The sequence below is a fragment of the Saccharothrix coeruleofusca genome (assembly GCF_017876325.1).
In the GTDB taxonomy this organism is placed as follows: domain Bacteria; phylum Actinomycetota; class Actinomycetes; order Mycobacteriales; family Pseudonocardiaceae; genus Actinosynnema; species Actinosynnema coeruleofuscum.
Window position 1 is genome coordinate 814,763 of sequence record NZ_JAGINV010000001.1, and the last position, 19,068, is coordinate 833,830.

At 72.7% G+C, this 19,068-nt stretch carries 23 protein-coding genes; 3 read left to right on the forward strand and 20 right to left on the reverse strand.

What is annotated here, in order from left to right; translation table 11 throughout:
* Positions 1-148 precede the first annotated feature (148 nt).
* The 9 genes from JOF41_RS03975 to JOF41_RS04015 all read right to left on the reverse strand — a co-directional run bounded on the left by JOF41_RS03975 (position 149) and on the right by JOF41_RS04015 (position 6,413).
* Entirely contained in the window at positions 149-634 is a 486-nt protein-coding gene (locus JOF41_RS03975; protein ID WP_209616195.1) for a hypothetical protein, read from the reverse strand.
* Positions 635-660: 26 nt separating this feature from the next.
* Positions 661-1,008 (reverse strand): SCO6045 C-terminal-like domain-containing protein, encoded by a 348-nt coding sequence (locus JOF41_RS03980; RefSeq protein ID WP_209616197.1) that lies wholly within the window; start codon positions 1,006-1,008, stop codon positions 661-663.
* Complete coding sequence (locus JOF41_RS03985) at positions 1,005-1,802, reverse strand: MbnB/TglH/ChrH family RiPP precursor modification enzyme (RefSeq protein WP_189226061.1); 798 nt, start codon at positions 1,800-1,802, stop codon at positions 1,005-1,007. The genes JOF41_RS03980 and JOF41_RS03985 overlap by 4 nt, the downstream gene beginning before the upstream one ends.
* The gene (locus tag JOF41_RS03990) at positions 1,802-2,590 is read right to left on the reverse strand and encodes a TIGR04222 domain-containing membrane protein (protein WP_209616200.1); all 789 of its coding nucleotides are present in this window, start codon (positions 2,588-2,590) and stop codon (positions 1,802-1,804) included. The genes JOF41_RS03985 and JOF41_RS03990 overlap by 1 nt, the downstream gene beginning before the upstream one ends.
* The gene (locus tag JOF41_RS03995) at positions 2,553-3,473 is read right to left on the reverse strand and encodes a TIGR04222 domain-containing membrane protein (RefSeq protein WP_209616203.1); all 921 of its coding nucleotides are present in this window, start codon (positions 3,471-3,473) and stop codon (positions 2,553-2,555) included. Before JOF41_RS03995 ends, JOF41_RS03990 begins: the two co-directional genes overlap by 38 nt.
* A 20-nt stretch (positions 3,474-3,493) precedes the next feature.
* Positions 3,494-4,420 (reverse strand): TIGR04222 domain-containing membrane protein, encoded by a 927-nt coding sequence (locus JOF41_RS04000; protein ID WP_209616206.1) that lies wholly within the window; start codon positions 4,418-4,420, stop codon positions 3,494-3,496.
* Between the two features lie 222 nt (positions 4,421-4,642).
* On the reverse strand, positions 4,643-5,080 hold the full coding sequence (gene msrB, locus JOF41_RS04005) for a peptide-methionine (R)-S-oxide reductase MsrB (RefSeq protein ID WP_189226057.1): 438 nt from the start codon (positions 5,078-5,080) through the stop codon (positions 4,643-4,645).
* A 9-nt stretch (positions 5,081-5,089) separates the two neighbouring features.
* On the reverse strand, positions 5,090-5,404 hold the full coding sequence (locus JOF41_RS04010; RefSeq protein ID WP_189226056.1) for a hypothetical protein: 315 nt from the start codon (positions 5,402-5,404) through the stop codon (positions 5,090-5,092).
* Positions 5,405-5,465: 61 nt separating this feature from the next.
* Positions 5,466-6,413, reverse strand: coding sequence for an asparaginase (locus tag JOF41_RS04015; protein ID WP_189226055.1), 948 nt, complete (start codon positions 6,411-6,413; stop codon positions 5,466-5,468).
* 138 nt (positions 6,414-6,551) lie between these two features.
* Between JOF41_RS04015 and JOF41_RS04020 the strand changes: the two genes are divergently transcribed.
* Complete coding sequence (locus JOF41_RS04020) at positions 6,552-7,862, forward strand: serine hydrolase domain-containing protein (protein ID WP_209616209.1); 1,311 nt, start codon at positions 6,552-6,554, stop codon at positions 7,860-7,862.
* 68 nt (positions 7,863-7,930) lie between these two features.
* Here the strand turns inward: JOF41_RS04020 and JOF41_RS04025 are convergent, their stop codons facing one another.
* The 3 genes from JOF41_RS04025 to JOF41_RS04035 form a co-directional block, all read right to left on the reverse strand.
* Positions 7,931-8,791 carry an alpha/beta fold hydrolase gene (locus JOF41_RS04025; RefSeq protein ID WP_209616212.1) on the reverse strand — a complete coding sequence of 287 codons (861 nt, stop codon included), beginning with the start codon at positions 8,789-8,791 and terminating at the stop codon, positions 7,931-7,933.
* A gap of 114 nt (positions 8,792-8,905) precedes the next feature.
* Complete coding sequence (locus JOF41_RS04030) at positions 8,906-10,075, reverse strand: acyl-CoA dehydrogenase family protein (RefSeq protein WP_189226052.1); 1,170 nt, start codon at positions 10,073-10,075, stop codon at positions 8,906-8,908.
* A 12-nt stretch (positions 10,076-10,087) separates the two neighbouring features.
* A complete protein-coding gene (locus JOF41_RS04035; protein WP_307867222.1) occupies positions 10,088-11,239 on the reverse strand; it encodes an acyl-CoA dehydrogenase family protein in 1,152 nt (383 codons plus the stop codon).
* 76 nt (positions 11,240-11,315) lie between these two features.
* Here JOF41_RS04035 and JOF41_RS04040 point away from each other — a divergent pair, with 76 nt between their 5' ends.
* Entirely contained in the window at positions 11,316-11,924 is a 609-nt protein-coding gene (locus tag JOF41_RS04040) for a TetR/AcrR family transcriptional regulator C-terminal domain-containing protein (RefSeq protein WP_209616215.1), read from the forward strand.
* On the opposite strand, the gene JOF41_RS04045 is transcribed toward JOF41_RS04040, so the two are convergent.
* The 7 genes from JOF41_RS04045 to JOF41_RS04075 form a co-directional block, all read right to left on the reverse strand.
* Complete coding sequence (locus tag JOF41_RS04045) at positions 11,893-12,624, reverse strand: ESX secretion-associated protein EspG (protein WP_209616218.1); 732 nt, start codon at positions 12,622-12,624, stop codon at positions 11,893-11,895. The genes JOF41_RS04040 and JOF41_RS04045 overlap by 32 nt on opposite strands.
* Positions 12,621-13,943, reverse strand: a complete 1,323-nt coding sequence (locus JOF41_RS04050) for a hypothetical protein (protein ID WP_209616221.1) — start codon at positions 13,941-13,943, stop codon at positions 12,621-12,623. The genes JOF41_RS04045 and JOF41_RS04050 overlap by 4 nt, the downstream gene beginning before the upstream one ends.
* Positions 13,944-13,970: 27 nt before the next feature.
* Positions 13,971-14,537, reverse strand: a complete 567-nt coding sequence (locus tag JOF41_RS04055; RefSeq protein ID WP_189226047.1) for a DUF3558 domain-containing protein — start codon at positions 14,535-14,537, stop codon at positions 13,971-13,973.
* Between the two features lie 16 nt (positions 14,538-14,553).
* Complete coding sequence (locus tag JOF41_RS04060; protein ID WP_209616223.1) at positions 14,554-15,012, reverse strand: hypothetical protein; 459 nt, start codon at positions 15,010-15,012, stop codon at positions 14,554-14,556.
* 189 nt (positions 15,013-15,201) lie between these two features.
* Positions 15,202-15,771 (reverse strand): DUF3558 family protein, encoded by a 570-nt coding sequence (locus JOF41_RS04065; RefSeq protein ID WP_307867223.1) that lies wholly within the window; start codon positions 15,769-15,771, stop codon positions 15,202-15,204.
* 127 nt (positions 15,772-15,898) lie between these two features.
* Positions 15,899-16,093, reverse strand: coding sequence for a DUF397 domain-containing protein (locus JOF41_RS04070; RefSeq protein WP_209616227.1), 195 nt, complete (start codon positions 16,091-16,093; stop codon positions 15,899-15,901).
* Positions 16,090-16,935, reverse strand: a complete 846-nt coding sequence (locus JOF41_RS04075) for a helix-turn-helix domain-containing protein (RefSeq protein WP_209616229.1) — start codon at positions 16,933-16,935, stop codon at positions 16,090-16,092. The genes JOF41_RS04070 and JOF41_RS04075 overlap by 4 nt, the downstream gene beginning before the upstream one ends.
* A 160-nt stretch (positions 16,936-17,095) precedes the next feature.
* Between JOF41_RS04075 and ligD the strand changes: the two genes are divergently transcribed.
* Positions 17,096-18,094, forward strand: coding sequence for a non-homologous end-joining DNA ligase (gene ligD / locus JOF41_RS04080; RefSeq protein ID WP_209616230.1), 999 nt, complete (start codon positions 17,096-17,098; stop codon positions 18,092-18,094).
* A gap of 1 nt (position 18,095) precedes the next feature.
* On the opposite strand, the gene JOF41_RS04085 is transcribed toward ligD, so the two are convergent.
* Positions 18,096-18,965, reverse strand: a complete 870-nt coding sequence (locus JOF41_RS04085) for a hypothetical protein (protein ID WP_209616233.1) — start codon at positions 18,963-18,965, stop codon at positions 18,096-18,098.
* Positions 18,966-19,068: the final 103 nt, after the last annotated feature.

Genomic DNA, 19,068 nt, shown 5'->3' on the forward strand with positions numbered 1-19,068 from the left:
GGCCCGAGGGCGCGCATCCCCGCGGACGCGGCGGAGTGCCGGGAGCGACGTCGCCCTTGACGCCACCGACGCTAGACAGGTGGAGCAGTGGCGGCAGCCACTGATTGGTCGGTCGCTTCTTGGCCGGTTCAGTCCAGTAACCGGTTACTCAGCGCGCAACTGTTACGCCGTCCGATGTGATCGACACACCGGCTTGCGGCCCACCGGATGGGCAATCCGGACCGTTGGGCAGCACCATCGCGGGGGTCAGCGAGATCCGCTCGTCCAGCACGCGCGTCCCGGATTGGTCTGACAACCGCAGGGTCACCACGACCGGCTCGGCGGGCAGTTCCGGCACGCTCGCGAACCCGTGCTTGCCCCCGGACGGCTCGGAGCGGGCGGCGCACACGTCGTCCGGGGCCGTGCCCGCGCAGGTCGTCCCCGCCACGCGGCTGGACGGGAACAGCTCCAGCGGTGGCCTCACGCAGGCGCCGTCCCAGCACACCTCGATCTCGGCGGCGACCACGTCCGGGAGCGCGACGTCCACGCCGATGCCCACCGGCACGCCGATCCCCGTGCACACCGCGCCCGCGTCCGAGCGCGCGCCGCACGCCGTGGCCAGCAGCAGTCCCAGCGGCACAACGGATCTCCACATGTGGCGAGGACGTGACCGGGGGCCGCTCAGGTTGCCCGCCGCTGCCACCAGCGCCGCTTGCGCGGCGGTTCCAGCTCCCCGCGAGCGGCGGCCCACTCGGCGAACTCGGCGGCGTCCTGCCGCATCCGGGTGCCCTCCCGCCGGGGGTGGGCGCGGGCGTAGTCGTCGAACAGCGGGCGGAACCGCTCGCCCAGCGCCTCCACCAGGTCCGGCCGCAGCGCGGCGACGATGCCGCGCCGCTTGTTCAGCAGCGCCCTGGCCTCGATCCGCAGCCGGTCCCGGTCGAAGCCCGCAGGGGGTTCGCCACCGGCCAGCAGCGCGCGCAGCAGCTCCGCCTGCGCCGCGGCCAACCGGTCGCGCTGCGGCCCGGTCACCCCACCACCGCGCGGATCGCGGCCAGCTCGGCGGCCAGTTCGGCGTCGGCGGGGTAGTCGTCGTCGCGCTCCAGCAGCACACCCGGCGGGTCCACGCGCTCGCGCAGCCGGGCGAGCACCTCCAGCACCTCCGGGCGCACCGCGTGGGCGTGCGTGTCGTGGTAGACGCCCTGGTGCTCCACCCCGCCCGCGACGTGGACGTAGGCCAGGCGCTCCAGCGGGATCTCGTCGAGGAACCGGTCCACGTCGGTGCCGAGGTTGCGCGCGTTGGCGTGCAGGTTGGCCACGTCGACCAGCAGCAGGCAGTCGGTGCGCGCCACCAGCTCGGCCAGGAACCGCCCCTCGGTCAGCTCGCCGCCGGGCCAGTCCAGCAGCGCGGCCACGTTCTCCAGCGCCAGCGGCACGGGCAGGTCGGCCTGCGCGGCGCGGACGTTGGCCACCAGCACGTCCAGCGCCTCGCGGGTGCGCGGCACCGGCATGAGGTGCCCCGAGTCCAGCCCGCCCGCCCGGACGAAGCACACGTGGTCGCTGACCAGCGGCGCGTCCAGCACCTCGGCCAGCGCGCCCAGGTGCGCCACCCGCGCCGGGTCCACCGGGTCCGCCCCGCCCAGCGACAGCGACACCGCGTGCGGCAGCACCGGGACACCGCGCTCGCGCAGCAGCACCACCGACTCGGGGAGGTGGTCCGGGCGCAGGTTCTCCGCGACGACCTCCACGAAGTCCACGCCCGGCAGCCGTTCCACGGTCAGGTCGATCTCCGGCCGCCAGCCGATGCCCACACCGAGCCGCTCCATCAGTCGCCGCCCCCTCCGCCGCAACCGCCACCGCCGCCGCACGACGAGCCGCTGCCGCACGAGGACCCGCCGCCGCACGAGGACCCGCTGTCCGAGGCGCAGCTGCCGCACCCGGCGCCGTCGCCGGAACTCCCGCCCTTGCGCTTGCGCAGCGTCGCGGCGGCGGCGGGCTCGATGCCCACCACCTGCCACACCCGCTGCCGCTTGGTCACCCGGCCGAGCAGACCCCGGTGGGCCACCAGCGTCACCGGGTCCGAGGTGACCGCGGACGCGACCAGCCCGCGCACGGCCAGCCGCCCGGAGCGGGTCAGCGGCTTGCCCAGCGACCCCACCAGGGCCCGGACCAGCAGCAGCGCCAGCGCGGTCGGGATCGTCACGCCCAGCGGCAGGTCCGCCGGGCCCGACGCCACCACGGCGCCGATCGCGAGCAGCAGCGCCAGCAGCCGCACCACCGAGACGGTCCGCCTGCGGGCGGGCGAGGTCAGGTAGCCCCGCGCGACCAGCTGCTCCCGCAGCGCGCGGGTTTCCAGGCTTCCGGCGACCGCCGCGATGGCGTCGCCCAGGTCGCGGCCCGCGGAGCGCAGCACCGCGCCGTGCAGGGGACCTTCCGGCCGCGCGCCCCGCGCGACCGCGGACAGCACGCCCGCGCGCGAGATCCGCACGGCCTGCGCCCGCAGCGCGGCCACCAGCGCGGTCTCCGCCGCGCGACCGGGGCCGCCCGCCAGCAGCGCCAGCTCCTCGACGCGCAGTTCAGACCTCGAACCCGCCGAAGTCGACGTGATCGCCATCGCCACCACCTTCCAGCAACTCCGCGGCCAGCCACCCGCCCGCGAACCACCCACCCGCCACCAACCAGCCGTTGCGGCGCTGCCAGCGCCGCGGCTCGATGACCACGGCGCGGCGGCGGCGCGGCAGTGGCTCCTGTGACGTGCCGGGGAAGTCGATCGGTTCCACCCGTTCGCCGTCGAACACCGCCGTGTCGGCCCGCGCGGGCTCCGGCCGCCGCTCGGACGCGGACGGGCGGGCGAACCCGTGCCGGGCGGTGACCTCCGCCGGGTCGACCGGCGCCAGCCCCGCGGTGGCCCGCTCGTGCGCGAGCGCGCCCTGCCTGGTCAGCACCGGCGGCGGACCCAGCAGCAGCACCACGGCCAGCGCCCCGGTCACCGCCAGCCCCGCGACGCCCCAGGCGTCCGCGCCCGCGAGCACCAGCCGCACCAGTCCCGTCGTCGCCACCACCGCCAGCGGCAGGACCGCCAGCAGCGCCCGCCGCAGCCGCCCGCGCGGCGGCACCAGCAACCCCGCGGCGACCAGACCGCGGCCCAGGTTCCGGGCGGGTGCGCTGGTGGCCGCGACGGCCAGCAGCGCGTCCAGGTCGCGGGGACGGGCCAGCGCGGTCAGCAGCACGCGCTGCAGCGGCGTGGTGGCCGTGCCGGGGTCCGGGCCGCCCACGGCGGTGACCGCGGCGGCGGAGACCCGCGCCCGGTTGTCGGCGACCAGCCCGGCCAGCGCCACCTCCGCCGCGCGCACCGGTCCGCCGCCGAGGTAGCCGATCTCCTCGAAGGACAGCCGCCGCGCGGGCGGTGTGCCGGTGACCCGCTTGAGCCACAGGCCCGCCGCCACCGCCAGGAGCAGGCAGGCGCCGTAGGCCAGGGCGAACACCGTGTCGGACATGGCGGTCAGCCTAGGTGCCGTCAGGTGCCGCCGCCCCCACATCCGCCGCCCCCGCAACTGCCGCCGCCGTCGCCGCCGCCGTCGCCGCCGCCGTGGCCGCCGTCGTTGAAGTGGATGATGCCCGTCGAGGTGTAGCCCGCCGCGCCCGCCGAACGCCTGCTCGGCCGTCGTCCTCCCGCGCTGGGGAAGGCGGGCTTGTCCATGCTCGCGCGCAGCACCGCGTCGGAGTGCGCGCTCATCCCGTCCAGGGCGACCGACTCGGCGTCGCTCGTCGAGCCGGTCGCCCGCCACCCCCCGGTGAACTCGCCCGCGCGAGCGCCTGCCACCGCCGCGGAGCCCTTCGCGGTGCGGGTCAGCGGAGCCGCCTTGCCCAGCAGGGCGATCAGCACGCCGGTGAGCGCCAGCAGCAGGGTCAGCCAGCCGACCGGCACACCGGCCAGCAGTTCGCCGACCCAGCGCGCCACGCCCACCACGAGCAGCAGGGCCATCGGCGCGACGCCGAGGCGCAGCTTGGACTTCGCCACCTCCGGTGGCACCAGCATGTCCACTTCGGACAGACGTGCGGCCAGTGCGCGCACCGCCTCGTGCTCGCAGACCGAGGGCACCAGCAGCGTCAGCGTGCGCTTGCGGTAGCGGCCCGCGTCGGCCAGCACCGCCTGGTCCACCGGGTCCGCCGGCACGGGCGAGCCGACCACCTGCACGGTGTTGTCACGTGTCAGGCGCAGCGCGCCGGTGTCGATCAGCCTGGCCACCGAGGTCTCGACCGCGCGCCGCGGACCGCCGCTCAGGTAAGCCAGTTCGTAGAGCCCTGGCGCGCCTGCGGGGGCGCTCGCGCGCGTCCCCCGCAGGCGCACCCGGAGCAGGAGCGCGAAAGCGGTCACCACCGCCAGCGCGATCCAGTACAGATCCAGGAACTCCGGGCCGGAAAGCCCCCACGGTCGCTGCATCGGTCCACCCCCTGTGGCCCCCTGGTGGAACGAGTCCCACCTGCCGAGAGCCAATGGTGTGCGATGGACCACACCCCGACAAGGGTGCTTGAGCAAGCCTTAGGGTTGCCCCGACCTGCGGCTCAGGAGCTGGAGGCGCCGTCGACGCCGCCGGAGCCCTCGCCGTCCGTGCCCTTGAACAAGCGCATGATCCCTCCCAGGTCTCGCTCTGCGGATGTGCCCTCAGTCTGCTGGACCGACCGGCTTCTCTTCCAGGCGCAAGCTGATGGAGTTGATGCAGTAGCGCTGATCGGTCGGGGTGTCGTAGCCCTCACCTTCGAAAACGTGCCCCAGGTGGCTGTGGCACGTGGCGCAGAGCACTTCGGTGCGGACCATCCCGTAGGCGCGGTCCTCGCGCAGGATCACCCGGTCCGCGGCCAGCGGCGAGAAGAACGAGGGCCAGCCGCAGTGCGAGTCGAACTTGGTGTCGCTGCGGAACAGCTCCGCGCCGCACGCGCGGCAGGTGTAGACGCCCTCGGTCTTGGTGTCGGTGTACTCACCGGTCCAGGCGGGCTCGGTGCCCGCCTCGCGCAGCACCGCGTACTCCTTCGGGGTGAGGATCTCCCGCCACTCCAGCTCGGAGTGAACCACCTTCGGGGTGGCGCCGACGACAGGTTCCATACCTCCACGTTAGTCGAACAAGATGGCGAGGATCTCGCCCACGCCGAACCACACGCTCACCGCCACCCCGAGCAGGATCAGCAGCACCACCAGCACCGCGCCCTGCCTGCGCAGGCCGCCCGCCCGGTTCGCGGAGTCGGCGAACTCGGACACGCCCTCCAGGTAGCCCTCCACGGTGAACGCGGGGCGCTCGCGCCGCATCCGCTCCAGGTGCTCGGCGAACGCCCTGGTCTCCGGGTCGTCCGGGTCGAGCCCGATGAGCTCGTCGTCGAGCCGGGGGCGCGGCTCGTCGTCCGGGCTGTCGGCGGCTCTCGAACTGGCCATGGCGCCAGGGTAGTGCGAGTGCCGGGCCCGCCGCGCCGATCCGCCGCGCCGATCCGCCGGGTCAGCCCGCCAGCGCCACCGCCGGGCGCACCGCGCCCACCTGCCTGCCGTGGCCCAGCACCGGGAAGGTCGCCAGCTCCTCGGGCGCCCGCACGCCCAGCCTGCGCAGCGCGGCCACCAGGACCACCGCCCGCGCGCGGCTGGACCCGTCGGCGATCTTGCACGCCACCGCCGAGCCGTCGGGCAGGCCGATGGCGTAGACGCCCTCGGCCCCGTCCTTGGCCACGGCGCCGGGGATGCCGCGCATCAGCGCCGTCACGTCGCGACCCGTGCCGCCGACCCACTCCGGGTGGCTCCTCATCGCGGTGGCGACGCGGTGCTCCACCGTGCCGGGCGCGGCGCTGGCCAGCGCGCCGAACGCCCTGGCCAGCCCGACCAGGCTGATGCCGAACAGCGGCGCGCCGCAGCCGTCCACGCCGACCGCGCCCACCGGCTCGCCCGCCAGCTCCTCCAGCGCGTCGCGGACGGCCAGCTGGAGGGGGTGCTCGGGGTCGAGGTAGCTGTCGGTCGGCCAGCCCGCGGCCACGCAGGTGGCCAGCATGGCGGCGTGCTTGCCGGAGCAGTTCATGTACCGGGGCTCCGGACCCCGGCCCGAGGCCAGGTGCGCGACCCGCGCCCGCTCGCCCAGCGGCAGGTCGGGGGTGCACCGCAGGTCGTCGTAGGTCAGGCCGGCGCGGGCCAGCACACGCCCGACGCCCGCGACGTGGAAGTCCTCGCCGGAGTGGCTGGCGCAGGCCAGCGCGAGCAGCTCACCGTCGAGGTCGAGGCCGTGGCGCAGCATGGCCAGCGCCTGGATCGGCTTGTTCGAGGAGCGCGGGTAGGTGGTGTCCTGCGGCCGTCCCACCGCGAGGACCTGCTCCCCGTCCCCGTTCAGCGCGACGACCGAGCCGTGGTGCACGGACTCCAGGAACTCGCCCCGCCAGACCTCGGCGACCAGTTCGTGCGCCATCCCGACCCTCCTTAGCAAAGCTCACCATCGGTGGTCGCCACTCTAAGTGCTGGTTTCCGAGCTGCTGGACCGGGTGAAGCGGATCGGGTGCCGGACACCGTCCACCGGTGCCACCGCCATGCGCCCTAGCCTGGCGTGATGAAGTGGGATCTGGACGAGCTCGTCGCGAAGCACGACGTGCCGGGCGCGCAGGTCGCCGTGCTGGCCGACGGGGAGATCCAGGACGAGGCCGCAGGGGTGCTGAGCCTGCGCACACGGGTCGAGGCCACGACCGACTCGGTGTTCAAGATCGGCTCGATCACCAAGATCTGGACGGCCACGCTGATCCGGCAGTTGGTCGACGACGGCGCACTGGACCTCGACCGCCCCGTTCGCGACTACCTGCCCGGCTTCCGGCTCGGCGACGCGGCCGCCACCGAGTCCCTGACCGCCCGCCACCTGCTCACCCACACCGGCGGTATCGACGGCAACCACTTCACCGACACCGGGCGCAACGACGACGCGATCGGGAAGTTCGTCGCCACCCTCGCCGAAGCGGAGCACCCCTTCCCGCCCGACACCGTCTTCTCCTACTCCAACAGCGGGTACGTGGTGCTCGGCAGGCTGGTGGAGGTGTTGCGCGACAAGCCATTCCACGACGTGCTCCGCGAACGACTGGTGGTACCACTGGGTTTGCGCACCGCCGCCACCGATGCCTACGAGGCGATCCTGCACCGCGTCGCGGTCGGCCACACCCGGACCGGAGGAGAGGTCGTCCCGGTGAAGGAGTGGGCGGTTTCCTACTGCGCCGCGCCCAGCGGTTCGCACCTCGCGATCAGCGCACGCGACCTGCTGGAGTTCGTCCGCCCGCACCTCACCGACCGCGCGCTGGCCGCACTGCGCGAACCTCAGGTCGACTCCGTCCCGGACTTCGGCGGCGGCGTCATCGGCTGGGGGCTCGGCTGGATGCTCTACCGGGACGGCGTCGTCGGCCACACCGGTGTCGCCAAGGGGCAGAAGGCGTTCCTGCGCGTGGTCCCCTCGGCGGGGGTGGCGGTGGCCGTGCTGACCAACAGCACGGGCGGTGAGCCGCTGGCCCACGAGATCTTCGGCGCCGTGCTCAGGGACCTCGCCCGCGTCGAGACGGCACCACTGCCCGTGCCGCCCCCAGACCCCGGCGGGATCGACGCGGGCCGCATGTGCGGCACGTACCGCTCAACGCTGTACGACATCACCCTGACCAGCGAGCAGGGTCGCGCGTTCCTCACCTACCGCGCGCGAAATGACATCGCCCGGTCCTTCCTCGGCGGGGCGGAGAGCCGCGTCGAGGTCGTCCGCCTCAACGACGACTCGGTCATCACCGCGGAACCGAAGTCCGGCGTCCACCAAGTCCTGTCCCTGGTCGGCTCCGACGGGCACGGCCGTGCCCGCTTCCTGCACAACGGTGCCGCCGCCTGCCGGATCGCCTGACGGGGCACAGCGAGGAGGTTGACCGCGTGGGCGCGTGGGGTGCCCGTGGCGGGTCCGCTCGGGGGCGTTCAGTGCGCGGCCAGGTGGTCCAGCAGGTGCGCGGTGGTCTCCTCCTCGGCCTCCTCCGGCACGAAGCGGCCCACGCCCGCCAGCGCCTCGAACCGGTACGGGCCGGTCACCCAGTCGGCCGTGCTCCGCGCCGTCTCCGGGCTCACCACGCCGTCGTCCTCGCCCCACAGGAACCGCGTCGGCACCGGCACCGGCTGGTAGGACTCGGTGAAGTCGTTGGCCCGGTACCAGTTCAGCGCGGCGGTGAGCGCGCCCGGCTCGCTGAGCCTGCGCACGTAGTGGGTGACCCGCTCGTGCGGGATGGACTCCGGCCACCCCGCGCGCAACCGGGCCGCGCCGTGCGCCAGCAGCTCGCGCTCGGCCCCCGGTGCGCGCAGGTGGTCCAGGTACGCCCACCGGCGCCACTGGCCGGGGTCGGTGCGCAAGGCGTGCGCGAACGCGCCCGGGTGCGGCGCGGACACCGCGGTCAGCGTGCGCACGCGCAGCGGGCAGCGGGCCGCGGCGATCCACGCCGCGCTCGCCCCCCAGTCGTGGCCGACCAGGTCGAACCGCCGCCAGCCCAGCTCGTCGGCGATCTCCGCCACGTCCCGCGCGGCGTGCCCCAGCCGGTAGCCGTCCACCAGCCGGGGGCGCACGCCGGGGGAGTAGCCGCGCAGGTCGGGCGCGACCGCGCGGTAGCCGTGCGCGGCCAGCGCGCGCAGCTGGTGGCACCACTCGGCTGCGCACTCCGAGGCGCCGTGCAGCAGCAGCACCTTGCGGCCGGCCGCCGGACCGGCGGCGACCGCGTCGAAGGTGCCCGCCCCGGTGCGGATGCGCAGTCGCGTCAGGTCTGCCTCGAAGAGCGCGGATCGGGATGACATGCACCCATAGTGCTGATCCGAACGCGGAGAGTCCCTGCGGTGCGCACCCGACCTCCGGCGGGTGCCAGCCTTACCTCCTTCAGTGCACCGTTACCCGAACGGGTGAGAGCCGGGTCAGCCCAGCGATCCGGTGACCTTCGCGTGGCCCTTGATGAGGTTGCGGGCGATGGTCCGCCGCTGGATCTCGTCGGTCCCCTCGTAGATGCGCAGCAGCCGCAGCTCCCGGTACCAGCGCTCGATCGGCAGCTCGCGGGTGTAGCCCATGCCGCCGTGGATCTGCAGCACCCGGTCGACGATCTCGTTGGCCTTGACCCCGCCGTACAGCTTGGCCATGGACTGCGCGTGCCGCGAGTCCGCGCCCTGGTCGACCAGCCACGCGGCGTGCAGCACCAGCCAGCGCAGCGCCTCGATCTCCACCGCCGAGTCCGCCAGCATCCACTGGATCGCCTGGTACTCGGCGATGGGCTTGCCGAAGGTGACCCGGTTGCGCGCCTGCTCGATGGCCATCTCCACCAGCCGCTCGCACGAGCCCAGCGCGCGGGCGGGCAGCAGGTAGCGGCCCTGGCCGATCCACTGCATGGCCAGCGTGAAGCCGTGGCCGACCTCGCCCAGCACGTTCTGCTCGGGCACCCGCACCTCGTCGAACACCAGCGCGGCGGGCCCCCACTGGCCCATCGTCGGGATGGGCTCGGACCGCCAGCCCATCTCGCGGTCGACCAGGAAGCAGGTGACGCCGCCGTCGGCGCCCCGGTCCTTGTCGGTCACCGCGAACACCATCGCGAAGTCGGCCTCGTTGCCCTGGGTGATGAACGTCTTCTCGCCGTTGATCACCCACTCCGCGCCCTCCTTGCGGGCGGAGGTGCGGATCGCCTTGGCGTCCGACCCCGCGCCGGGCTCGGTGATCGCGAAGCAGGAGGTGCGCTCGCCGGAGATGGTCGGCAGCAGGTAGCGCTGCTTCTGCTCCTCGTTGGCGTGGTAGAGGATGTTGTCGGCGTAGCCGCCGAACCGGAACGGCACGAAGGTGCGGCCCAGCTCCGCCTCCAGCAGCGCGGCCATCAGCGCGCCCAGGCCCATGCCGCCGTACTCCTGCGGCGTCAGCACGCCGAAGAACCCGGCCGCCTTGGCCTTGTCCTGCAGCTGCTTGAGCTCGTCGCGGGTCAGGCCCGGCTGGTTGGCGCGCTCGCGGCGCAGCACCTCCGGCTCCAGCGGCAGCAGCTCCCGGCGCACGAAGGTGCGCACCCAGTCGCGGATCTCCCGCTGCTCCTCGTCGAGCGTGAAGTCCATTGGCGTGCCTCTCTACGCGAACGCGTTGACGCCGGTCAGCGCCCGGCCGATGAGCAACTTCTGGATCTGGCTGGTGCCCTCGTAGAGGGTGGTGACGCGGGTGTCGCGCAGGTACTTGCCGACCGGGTACTCGTCGACGTAGCCGTACCCGCCGAAGACCTGGATGGCGTTGTTGGCCACCCGGACCGCGGCCTCGCTGGCGTAGAGCTTGGCCATGGACGCCTCGGTGCCGAACGGCTCGCCCCGGTCGGCCAGGTCGGCGCAGCGCCAGGTGAGCAGGCGGGCGGCGTCGGTCTCCACGGCCATGTCCGCCAGCAGCTCCTGCACCAGCTGGAACCCGGCGATGGGCTTGCCGAACTGCTCGCGCTGCTTGGCGTAGGCGATGCTCGCCTCCAGCGCGCCCCGCGCGGCCCCCACGCAGCCGGCGGCCACCGACATCCGGCCCCGGTCCAGCGCGGCCATGGCCAGCTTGAAGCCCTGCCCCGGCTCGCCCAGCCGGGCGCTGTCGGGCACCCGCACGCGGTCGAGGACCAGCTCGGCGGTGGCCTGGCCGCGCATCCCGAGCTTGCCGCGGATCTCGGTGGCCTGGAAGCCGGGGGAGTCGGTGGGCACCAGGAACGCGGTGATGCCGCGCGGGCCGGGGCCACCGGTGCGGGCGAAGACCAGCGCCACGTCGGCCCACGTCCCGTTGGTGATGAACACCTTGCGCCCGGTGATCAGCCAGTCGTCGCCGTCGCGCTCGGCCGAGGTGGCCAGCGACCCGGCGTCGGAGCCGGTGCCCGGCTCGGTCAGCCCGAAGCAGCCCAATGCCTGGCCGGAGCACAACCGAGGCAGCCACCGCGCCTTCTGCTCGGCGGTGCCGTGCGCGGCGATGGTCTTGCCGACCAGGCCCAGGGAGACGGAGATGATCCCGCGCACCGCCGAGTCGCCCGCCGCGATCTCCTCCAGGACCAGGCAGTACGCCAGGTTGTCCCCACCGGAGCCGCCGTCGGCCTCGGGCACGCCCAGGCCGAGGAAGCCCACCTCGCCCAGCGCGGGCACCAGGTCGCGGTCGATCGCCTCGTCGCGGTCCCAGCGCGCGGCGTGCGGGACGATCCGCTCGCGGGTGAACCGCCTGGCCAGGTCCACCAGTTGCCGGTGTTCCTCCGGAACGCGCAGATCCACCCGGCCGACCTCCTGAACGAACAGTGTTAGGTTATCTAACGTAGGCGCGGAGCCGACCACGGGCAAGGGGAGCGCCATGCCGAGGAGTCCGATCCTGAGCGCCGCGCGCATCCGGACCACCGCACTGGACATCATCGACCGGGACGGCCTGGACGGCCTGTCCATGCGCAAGCTCGCCGCCGAGCTGGGCGTCCAGGCCGCCTCCCTCTACGGGCACGTGAGCACCAAGGAAGACCTGCTGCACGAGGTCGCGGGCGAGATACTGGCGGAGGTGGACGTCAGCGGGTTCGTCCGCGGCGACTGGCGGCACGGCCTGCGCAGCACGGCCCGCTCCTACCGCGCGGCGCTGGCGGCGCACCCCAACATCGTGCCCTTCCTGGCCTACGGCCCGGCTCACCGCGAAGCGTCCCTGCGCAGGCTCGACACCGTGCACGGCGGCCTGGTCGCCGCGGGCTGGTCGCGGCGCGAGGCCACCATGATCGCGGCGGCGCTGATGTACCTGGTGTTCGGCTCGGCGCTGAACTCGTTCTCCAGCGGGTGGGACGCGCGGGAGTACGGCGACCGGTACCCCAACCTGGACAAGGCCCACCTGCTGCCCGCCGTGGCGCGGGAACTGGACCACGACAGCTTCGAGCTGGCGCTGGAGGCGCTGATCACCGGCCTGTCGGCGCGAGCGCCTGGCTGATCCGCCTGGCCAGCCCGTCGTGGTCGGCCGGGGCGACGGTCAGCCACTCCCGGCCGGTGCCCGCGTACCGGCCGCGCGGGGTGTCGATCCAGCTCACCGGGGCGGCCGGGGGCCGCCCCTCGACGGTGACCGAGAAGTGCCCGGTGCCGGTGATCGGCCCCGCCAGCATCGCCAGCAGCGCCCGGACGTCGTCGTCGGCGCTGCCGCGCACCGGCCGCGCGAACCCCTCACGGGGAGCCCTCGGCCCGAGCGCGGACGCGGGCACCGTGACCGGCCTGCCCGGCCCCGGCCGCTGCCTGGGCAGCACGCTCACCGCGGCGGCGGCCAGGCTCACGTCGCGCAGCGGCTCCAGCCGCACGACGTCGCCCCGCTGCACGGCCAGCACCGCGTCCCCGCCGCGCGCCGCCACCAGCGCGCGCAGCAGCTCCTCGGTGGCGGCGTCCGGCATCCCCATGACGGTGATCCGGACCTCCGGTTCGGCCAGCAGGCGCAGCGCGTTCGCCAGCTCCGGCTCCGGGCCGCCCCGGCGGACCAGCCCGCGGCGTTCCAGCCCCGCGTGCACGTCGGCCCTGATCCGGGCGCGCTCGTCCAGCGTGAGCCCGTGCTGGGCGATGCCGAACGGGTAGGGCACCGCCCCGGCCCGCAGGTCCTCCCACAGCACGTCGAACTCGGGCAGGGACAGCGTGATCGCGGCGCTCATTCGCCACCGATCGTCGGCGGGGCGACGAGCCGGTCGTCGTCGAAGTACTCGTCGGTGGGGATCAGGTACTTCGCCTTGTGCTCCTGGTCCTCCTCGCCCTGGCCCTGGCCTGCCCCGACGCCCGCGCCCGCCACGGGCGCGCCCCCGCGAGCCGCCGCCTGCCCGGCCGCGCCACCACCGGGCTGCCCGGCACCTGTCGGGCCGAAGCCCGTGCTCGGCCCGCGTCCGGGCGCGACGCCACTGCTCGTGCCGGGAACCCCGCCCTTCGCGCCACCGGGGAGACCACCCGGAACCCCGCCGCGCCCCGCTCCGGCCGCACCGGCACCGCCCGCGCCCCGCCCGGCGGAACCGCCGCCCGGACCTAGCCCCGGCCGCGCACCGGGCGGCAGCGGCCTGCCGCCCGGCGGCACCGATCCCGGCCCTGGCACCGGTCCTGGTCCTGGTCCTGGCACTAATCGCCCGTCCGCAGGCGGCCTGCCGCCACCGGAAGGTCCGGGAACCCAGCCCTGCGGAAGCGTGGACGGCCCCGGAGTCGGGGGAGCCGTCGGCGGCGTGCCGGGCGGTGGTGTGCCGGGAGGCGGCGGCGTGACCGCCGGTGGCGGAGTCCACGACGCGCGCGTGGTGTCGCGGGCACCGTCGGCGTCGCGGGCACTGTCGCGGGCGCTGTCGGCGACACCCGTGGGACCGACGCGGTCGTTGATCGTGGCGGTGCTCACCGACGAGGTCTGCGTGGAGGAGGTCGCCACACCCTGGTCCTGCGTCACCACCGGGATCTCGGTGAACCCCGGCATCGAGCCCACCGCCGCCCGCATCCCCTCGTCCCGGTCCCGCATCACCTGGACGGCCTGCGCCTTGGCGCTCTCCGACTGCGCCCACCGCAGCGGCATGGTCACCGGCAGCGCGGCGATGCCGACGATGCCGCCACCCATCCCCTCCAGGAACATCCGGCCGGGGTCGAACTCGACCGGTTCCGGCATCCGCGCCTTCGCCTCGGCGGCGACGTCGGTCTGCGCCTGCAGCGCCGCCCCGGTGGCGGTGAAGTGGTCGCCGGTCATGTCGCTGAACTCGCCGACCTTGGCCAGCGCGGCGCGGGCCCCCTCCGCCGCGCTCCCCGTCCACCCCGCCTGCGACCCGTTGACGATGACGGTGAAGTCCACCGCCAACTCGGTGAACGTGGCCCCGATGGCCTTCCACTCGTCGGCGATCTGCCCCGCCACCGCCGGGTCGAACTTCTCGTTGACCTGCCGCTGCATCTCCGCGTGCTCGTGCGCGGGGTAGTTGGCGGTGGGCGTGGGCGCCACCGGTCGCTCGTAGGTCATGTCATCCCCCCTCGGGACATGCGCCGGTCAGGGCAGCTTGGGCGCTATCAGCTCGGCGGCCTTGGTGGTCCGCTCGCACGCCGCCGCGGTGTCGGTGGAGGTGGACTTCAAGTTCCCCACGACTTGGACGGATGCGGAGTCGGAGACCGGGATGAGGACTTCGCAGGAACTCCTGGAACCGCGAGGTGCTTCCACCTTGACCGCCTCGTACTTGCCGACGGTGGCCGAGATCGCCTTGTCCCGGTCGTAACTGATGTCGTCCAAGCCCGCTTCGGGGCGGACCCCGACGATGAGCCCGCCGTTGCCGCTCACGCTCCACTGGCAGGAGTCGGTGCCGCCGATGTTGTCGGACTCGCCGGGGTTGGTGAGGCCGAGGCTGGTGACCTCGTTGCCGGTGAGCAGGTCGCAGGGCCGCACGTCGGCCAGCGCGCTACCCCGCTCGGCGGTGCCGCTGTTCGAGGTGCGGCTGCTGTTCGAGGTGCTGGCACCCGCGCCCGCGGTGGGAGTGCCCACCTCCTCACTGGTGCAGGCGGTGGCCAGCAGTGCGAGCCCGGCGACGCAGACGACCGGGATGCGGGCGAGTGTGGGGTTCATGGGGTGCGTCGTCCCGTCACAGGTTGTCGAAGGTCTTGCCCTTGGCCTCGTCGACGTTCTGGTAGGAGGCCCGGCTCTTCTCGATCTGGGTCTTGAGGTCTTCGATGGCGGCGACCATGTCGGGGATGACCCCGGTGATCGCCTGCTCCCCGAGCTGTCTGTTGACCCGGCCGATCTCCTCGGCGTACCCGCCGCCCAGCGGGGTGTTGGCGCTGAGCACGTGAGCCCGTCCGACGGCCTGGTCCAAGGCGTCCTGCATGTCGGTGAGCTTCTTGAGCATCGCGTCCACCACGTGCGGGTCCACCGACAGGGCTTGGGCCTCGGTCGCGGCGGCCAACGCCTTGGCGGCGGCGACGACCTGACCCACGCCCAGGGTGAGCAGACCGGCGAGGCCCCCGCCACCTTGTTGTTGCTCCCGGTACTGCTCCATCGCGTACTGGCCGACATCGCTCGTCGAGCCCGCATCGGCACTCACAGTACGAACCTCCCCCGGTTGCGCTCTGTGGTCAGCCGGGGACTGTATCGGCCTGGCGGCGGGGATTTGGCGGAAAACCGCTATCTATAGCCGATTGGGCGAACTGTCCGTAGTAAAGCGGCGAGTGAAGAGCAGTTCACCCACTTGTCCAATCCGAATGGAATTCCACTGCGCATCGCGAGGTGGCGATCAGGGCAACTTGGCCGCTACCAACTCGGCGGCTTCGACAGCCCGTTCGCACGCTGCCGCGGTGTCGGTGGAAGTCGCCCTGAGGTGCGCGGCGATCTGCACACTGGCGGAGTCGGCCACATCGATCACGACGTGGCAAGTGCCTTTGCCGCCGTTGGGTGCTTCGACCCGGACCCCGTCGAACTTGCCCAACTCGACTGGTGTGGTCGGATCGCCCGTGTAGTCCAGGTCGTCGAACCCCTGCTCGGGGCGGACTCCGACGGTCACCCCGCCCTTGCCGGTCGTGCTCCAGAGGCAGGTGTCGGCGCTGCCGACCTCATCGGCTTCTCCGGAAGCGCCGAGTCCGAGCGACTCGGCTTCGGCGCCTGTCAGCAGGTCGCAGGGCTTGACGCCCACCAGGGCATCGGTGTCCGGCCTGGTGCTGGCACCGCCAACGGCCGCGCCGGTGCTGGGAGGGGGCGTTGCCGTGCTAGGCCCACCGGAGCAGGCAGTGGAAGTCAAGGCGAGTCCGGCGGCGCAGCCGGTCAGGACGCGGACGAGCGCGTGGTTCATGAACGTGTGTCGTCCCATCGGGGAGTCGGCGTCCGGCCGCTGTACGCCACCGTCGAATTGTCCCGGCACGTGCCCTGGTCGACGCCAGCGGTCGAGTTCGAGTCAGCCGGGGACTGTATCGGTGATTGCGCGGGGATGTGGTGCGCTATTGCTCTCCACGTCCGATCAGGTGAACTTTCCGCAAGAATGCGGTGAAGGTCGCGGGCGGGAAGGAGAGTTCGCCTGCGGCGGGGTGCTTGGAGTCGCGGACCCCGACCTGAGCGGTGGTCATCGCCACCTCGACGCAGTTCTCCTGAGTACCGCTGTAGCTGCTCTTGCGCCAGCCCTGTCGTGTGGTCATCCGGCATTCACCTCCAGTTTGCGTGCCTGTTCGGCGATCACCCGGATCGATTCTTGCGGATCCAGGGCATGCTCGCCCAGCGCCCGGATGGCTGTCTCGTAGGTCTTGATCTCGTTCGGCTCTTCGAGGAAGAGGCTTGAGGTCAGGTTCTCCAGGAACACCACTTTGTGCCCGCTTGACCTGCGGATGAGGCTGAACGCGCCGTTCGCGCCCGCATGGCCGCCAGCGTTCGGCAGCACGCGGAGGATGGTGTTCGGCTCCCGCGCAGCCTCCACCAAATGCCCCAGTTGGCGTCGCAGCACGTCCACACCGCCGATCGCTCGGTGAAGAACCAGTTCGTCGATGAACGCGATCAGCTGTGGTGCATCGGGTTTCAGCAGCACAGCGTGCCGCTGCATCCGCGTCACCATGCGGCCTTCGACCTCGGCTTCCGGAATGATGCCGCTCTCGATCATCAACGCGCGTGTGTACTCGCCGGTTTGCAGCAATCCCGGCACGTTCATCCCCTCGAAGCTGACGATCAGGTCGGCCCTGGCCTCCAGGTTGATCAGCGTGCGCTGGCGGTGCGCGAAGTCCGGCTTGGCGCGCTGCCACCAGCCGAGCCGGTCGACCCCGCGCGCCAGGTCCAGCAGTTCCGCCCGCTTCGACCCGACGCACCGGTACACCGCGAGCAGCGCGGCCACGTCCTCGGACGAGCCGCCGCACTTGCCGGTCTCGATCCGGCTGACCTTGGCGGCCGACGCGGAGATCCGCTCGCCCGCCTCCTCCAGGCTCAGCCCGTTGGCCTTGCGCAGCGCGCGCAGCTCCGTGCCGAGTTCTTCCGCCCTCACGGTCGGGTTCATGCGCAGATGCTGGCGAGGGCGGACCTCCGGCGACAGTGCGCCATCCGATCGATCACCCGACGGTGGGACGCCTTGCGCGGGTGGACAAACCGATCGGGCTCATCTGCCGCCTCGGCGCGAATCGCGTCGCCGGCCCGGTCAGTGGGGTTAGGCTCCCGGAGTGGCCCAGGCTCTGGAACTGACCGTAGGCGAGCGCGTGGTGCGGGTGTCCAACCCGGACAAGGTCTACTTCCCGTCGCGGGGGATCACCAAGCGGCAGGTCGTGGAGTACTACCTGGCCGTCGCGGAGCCCCTGCTCGGTGTGCTGCGCGACCGCCCCACGACGTTGAAGCGGTACGTCGACGGTGTGGAGGGCGAGCCGTTCTACCAGAAGCGCCTGCCCAAGGGCGCTCCCGAGTGGGTCGAGACGGCCCGCGTGAAGTTCCCCTCCGGCAGGCCCGCGGACGAGGTGTGCCCGACCGAGCCCGCCGTCCTGGCGTGGGCGGCGAACCTGGGCACCTTCGACTTCCACCCGTGGCCGGTGCGCAGGCCCGACACCGACCACCCCGACGAGCTGCGCGTGGACCTGGACCCGCAGCCGGGCACCGGCTTCGCCGACGCGGTGCGGGTCGCGCAGGTGCTGCGCGAAGTCCTCGACGAGCTGGGCATGACCGGTTATCCCAAGACTTCCGGCGGTCGGGGTGTGCACGTGGCAGTGCGCATCCGACCGGAGTGGGACTTCATCGACGTGCGGCACGCGGTCATCGCCCTGGCGCGCGAGGTGGAGCGCCGGGCCCCGTCGTTGGCCACCACGTCGTGGTGGAAGGAGGAGCGCGGTGAGAAGGTGTTCCTGGACTTCAACCAGGCCGCCCGCGATCGCACGATCGCCTCGGCGTGGTCGGTGCGAGGCACTGCTCGGGCCACTGTCTCCACGCCGGTGACGTGGGATCTGCTGTCCACTGTGGACCCGGATGACTTCGACGTCTTCACCGTGCCGCAGTACTTGGAAGAGCACGGGAACCCGCACGCCGCGCTGGACTCGGAGGCGTTCGGGATCGAGGCGCTGCTGGAGTGGTACGCCAAGGACGAGCGCGGGGAGATGCCGTACCCGCCGGACTACCCCAAAATGCCCGGCGAGCCGATGCGCGTGCAGCCGTCGAAGGCGCGCAAGGCGGAGTGAGTCAGGCCAGTTCGAGCCGCATCCCCACCCTGCGGTCCGCCGGGATGTCGTGGGCTGTCAGTTCGACGATCGACCGCCCCTTCCGGGGTGCGAACACCGACAGCGCGTAGTTGTCCACGTCCTCGCGCAAGTTGATGGGCTGGTGCTTCAAGCGAGTGCCCGCGGGCAGCGCGAGGCGGTAGGTGAGGTGGGCCAGTGGGCGGCTGAAGCACACGGTGAACTCGTCGGGGGCACAGCGCATCAGTGGTGCTGCCTTGCCCGGCCACACGATCTCCATGTGCAAGCGCACCTCGTCGCCCTTCCTCGGGGGCGACGACACGCAATGCGCCAGGATCTCCAGTCTGCCGTCCACGCGCCAATAGGTCGTGTCATGCCACTGAGTGCTTCCGGGGCGATCGACTTCGACTCCGGTCGTCGTCACTCGCACTCTCCGCCTGACATGCTCGGACTGCTGCCACCCCGAGCCCAGGCGCAGTCGGAGGAAGCGCAGTTCCTCGCTGGTCACCGTGGCGCGCACGGTGATGGAGACGATGGCGTCCCCGTTCCGGGCGACCGTCAACGACTCGTGCCAGTGGTGAATGTGCCATTCGGGACCGATTTGGCCGGTCAGGTCGTCGCAGCGCAGGGCGAGCAGATGCCGGTCGTGGTCGACTTGCGCCCGCAACGCGCGGTTGCGAGCGGTCGAGAGGGCCAGCAGGCCGAGCAGGCACAGGCAGGTGGCCACCACCAGGCTCGCCTTGATGGCCGTGCTCCCCAGAACGACGCTCAGCACGCTGCCGAAGGTGAGGATTCCCACCGCCGCTCTGATCAGGCCGGTAATTCCGGAACCGTCCAGGTGCTTCTCCAGGAATTCGATGAAGTCCCGCAGCACGAGGTACCTCCAGTGTGCTTCGAATGTTCCATGGTGCGCTCGATGAGCCGGTGGTCAATCCGATGCGTGCATGATTCGTCCACATCGGGTGGGATATGCGCTG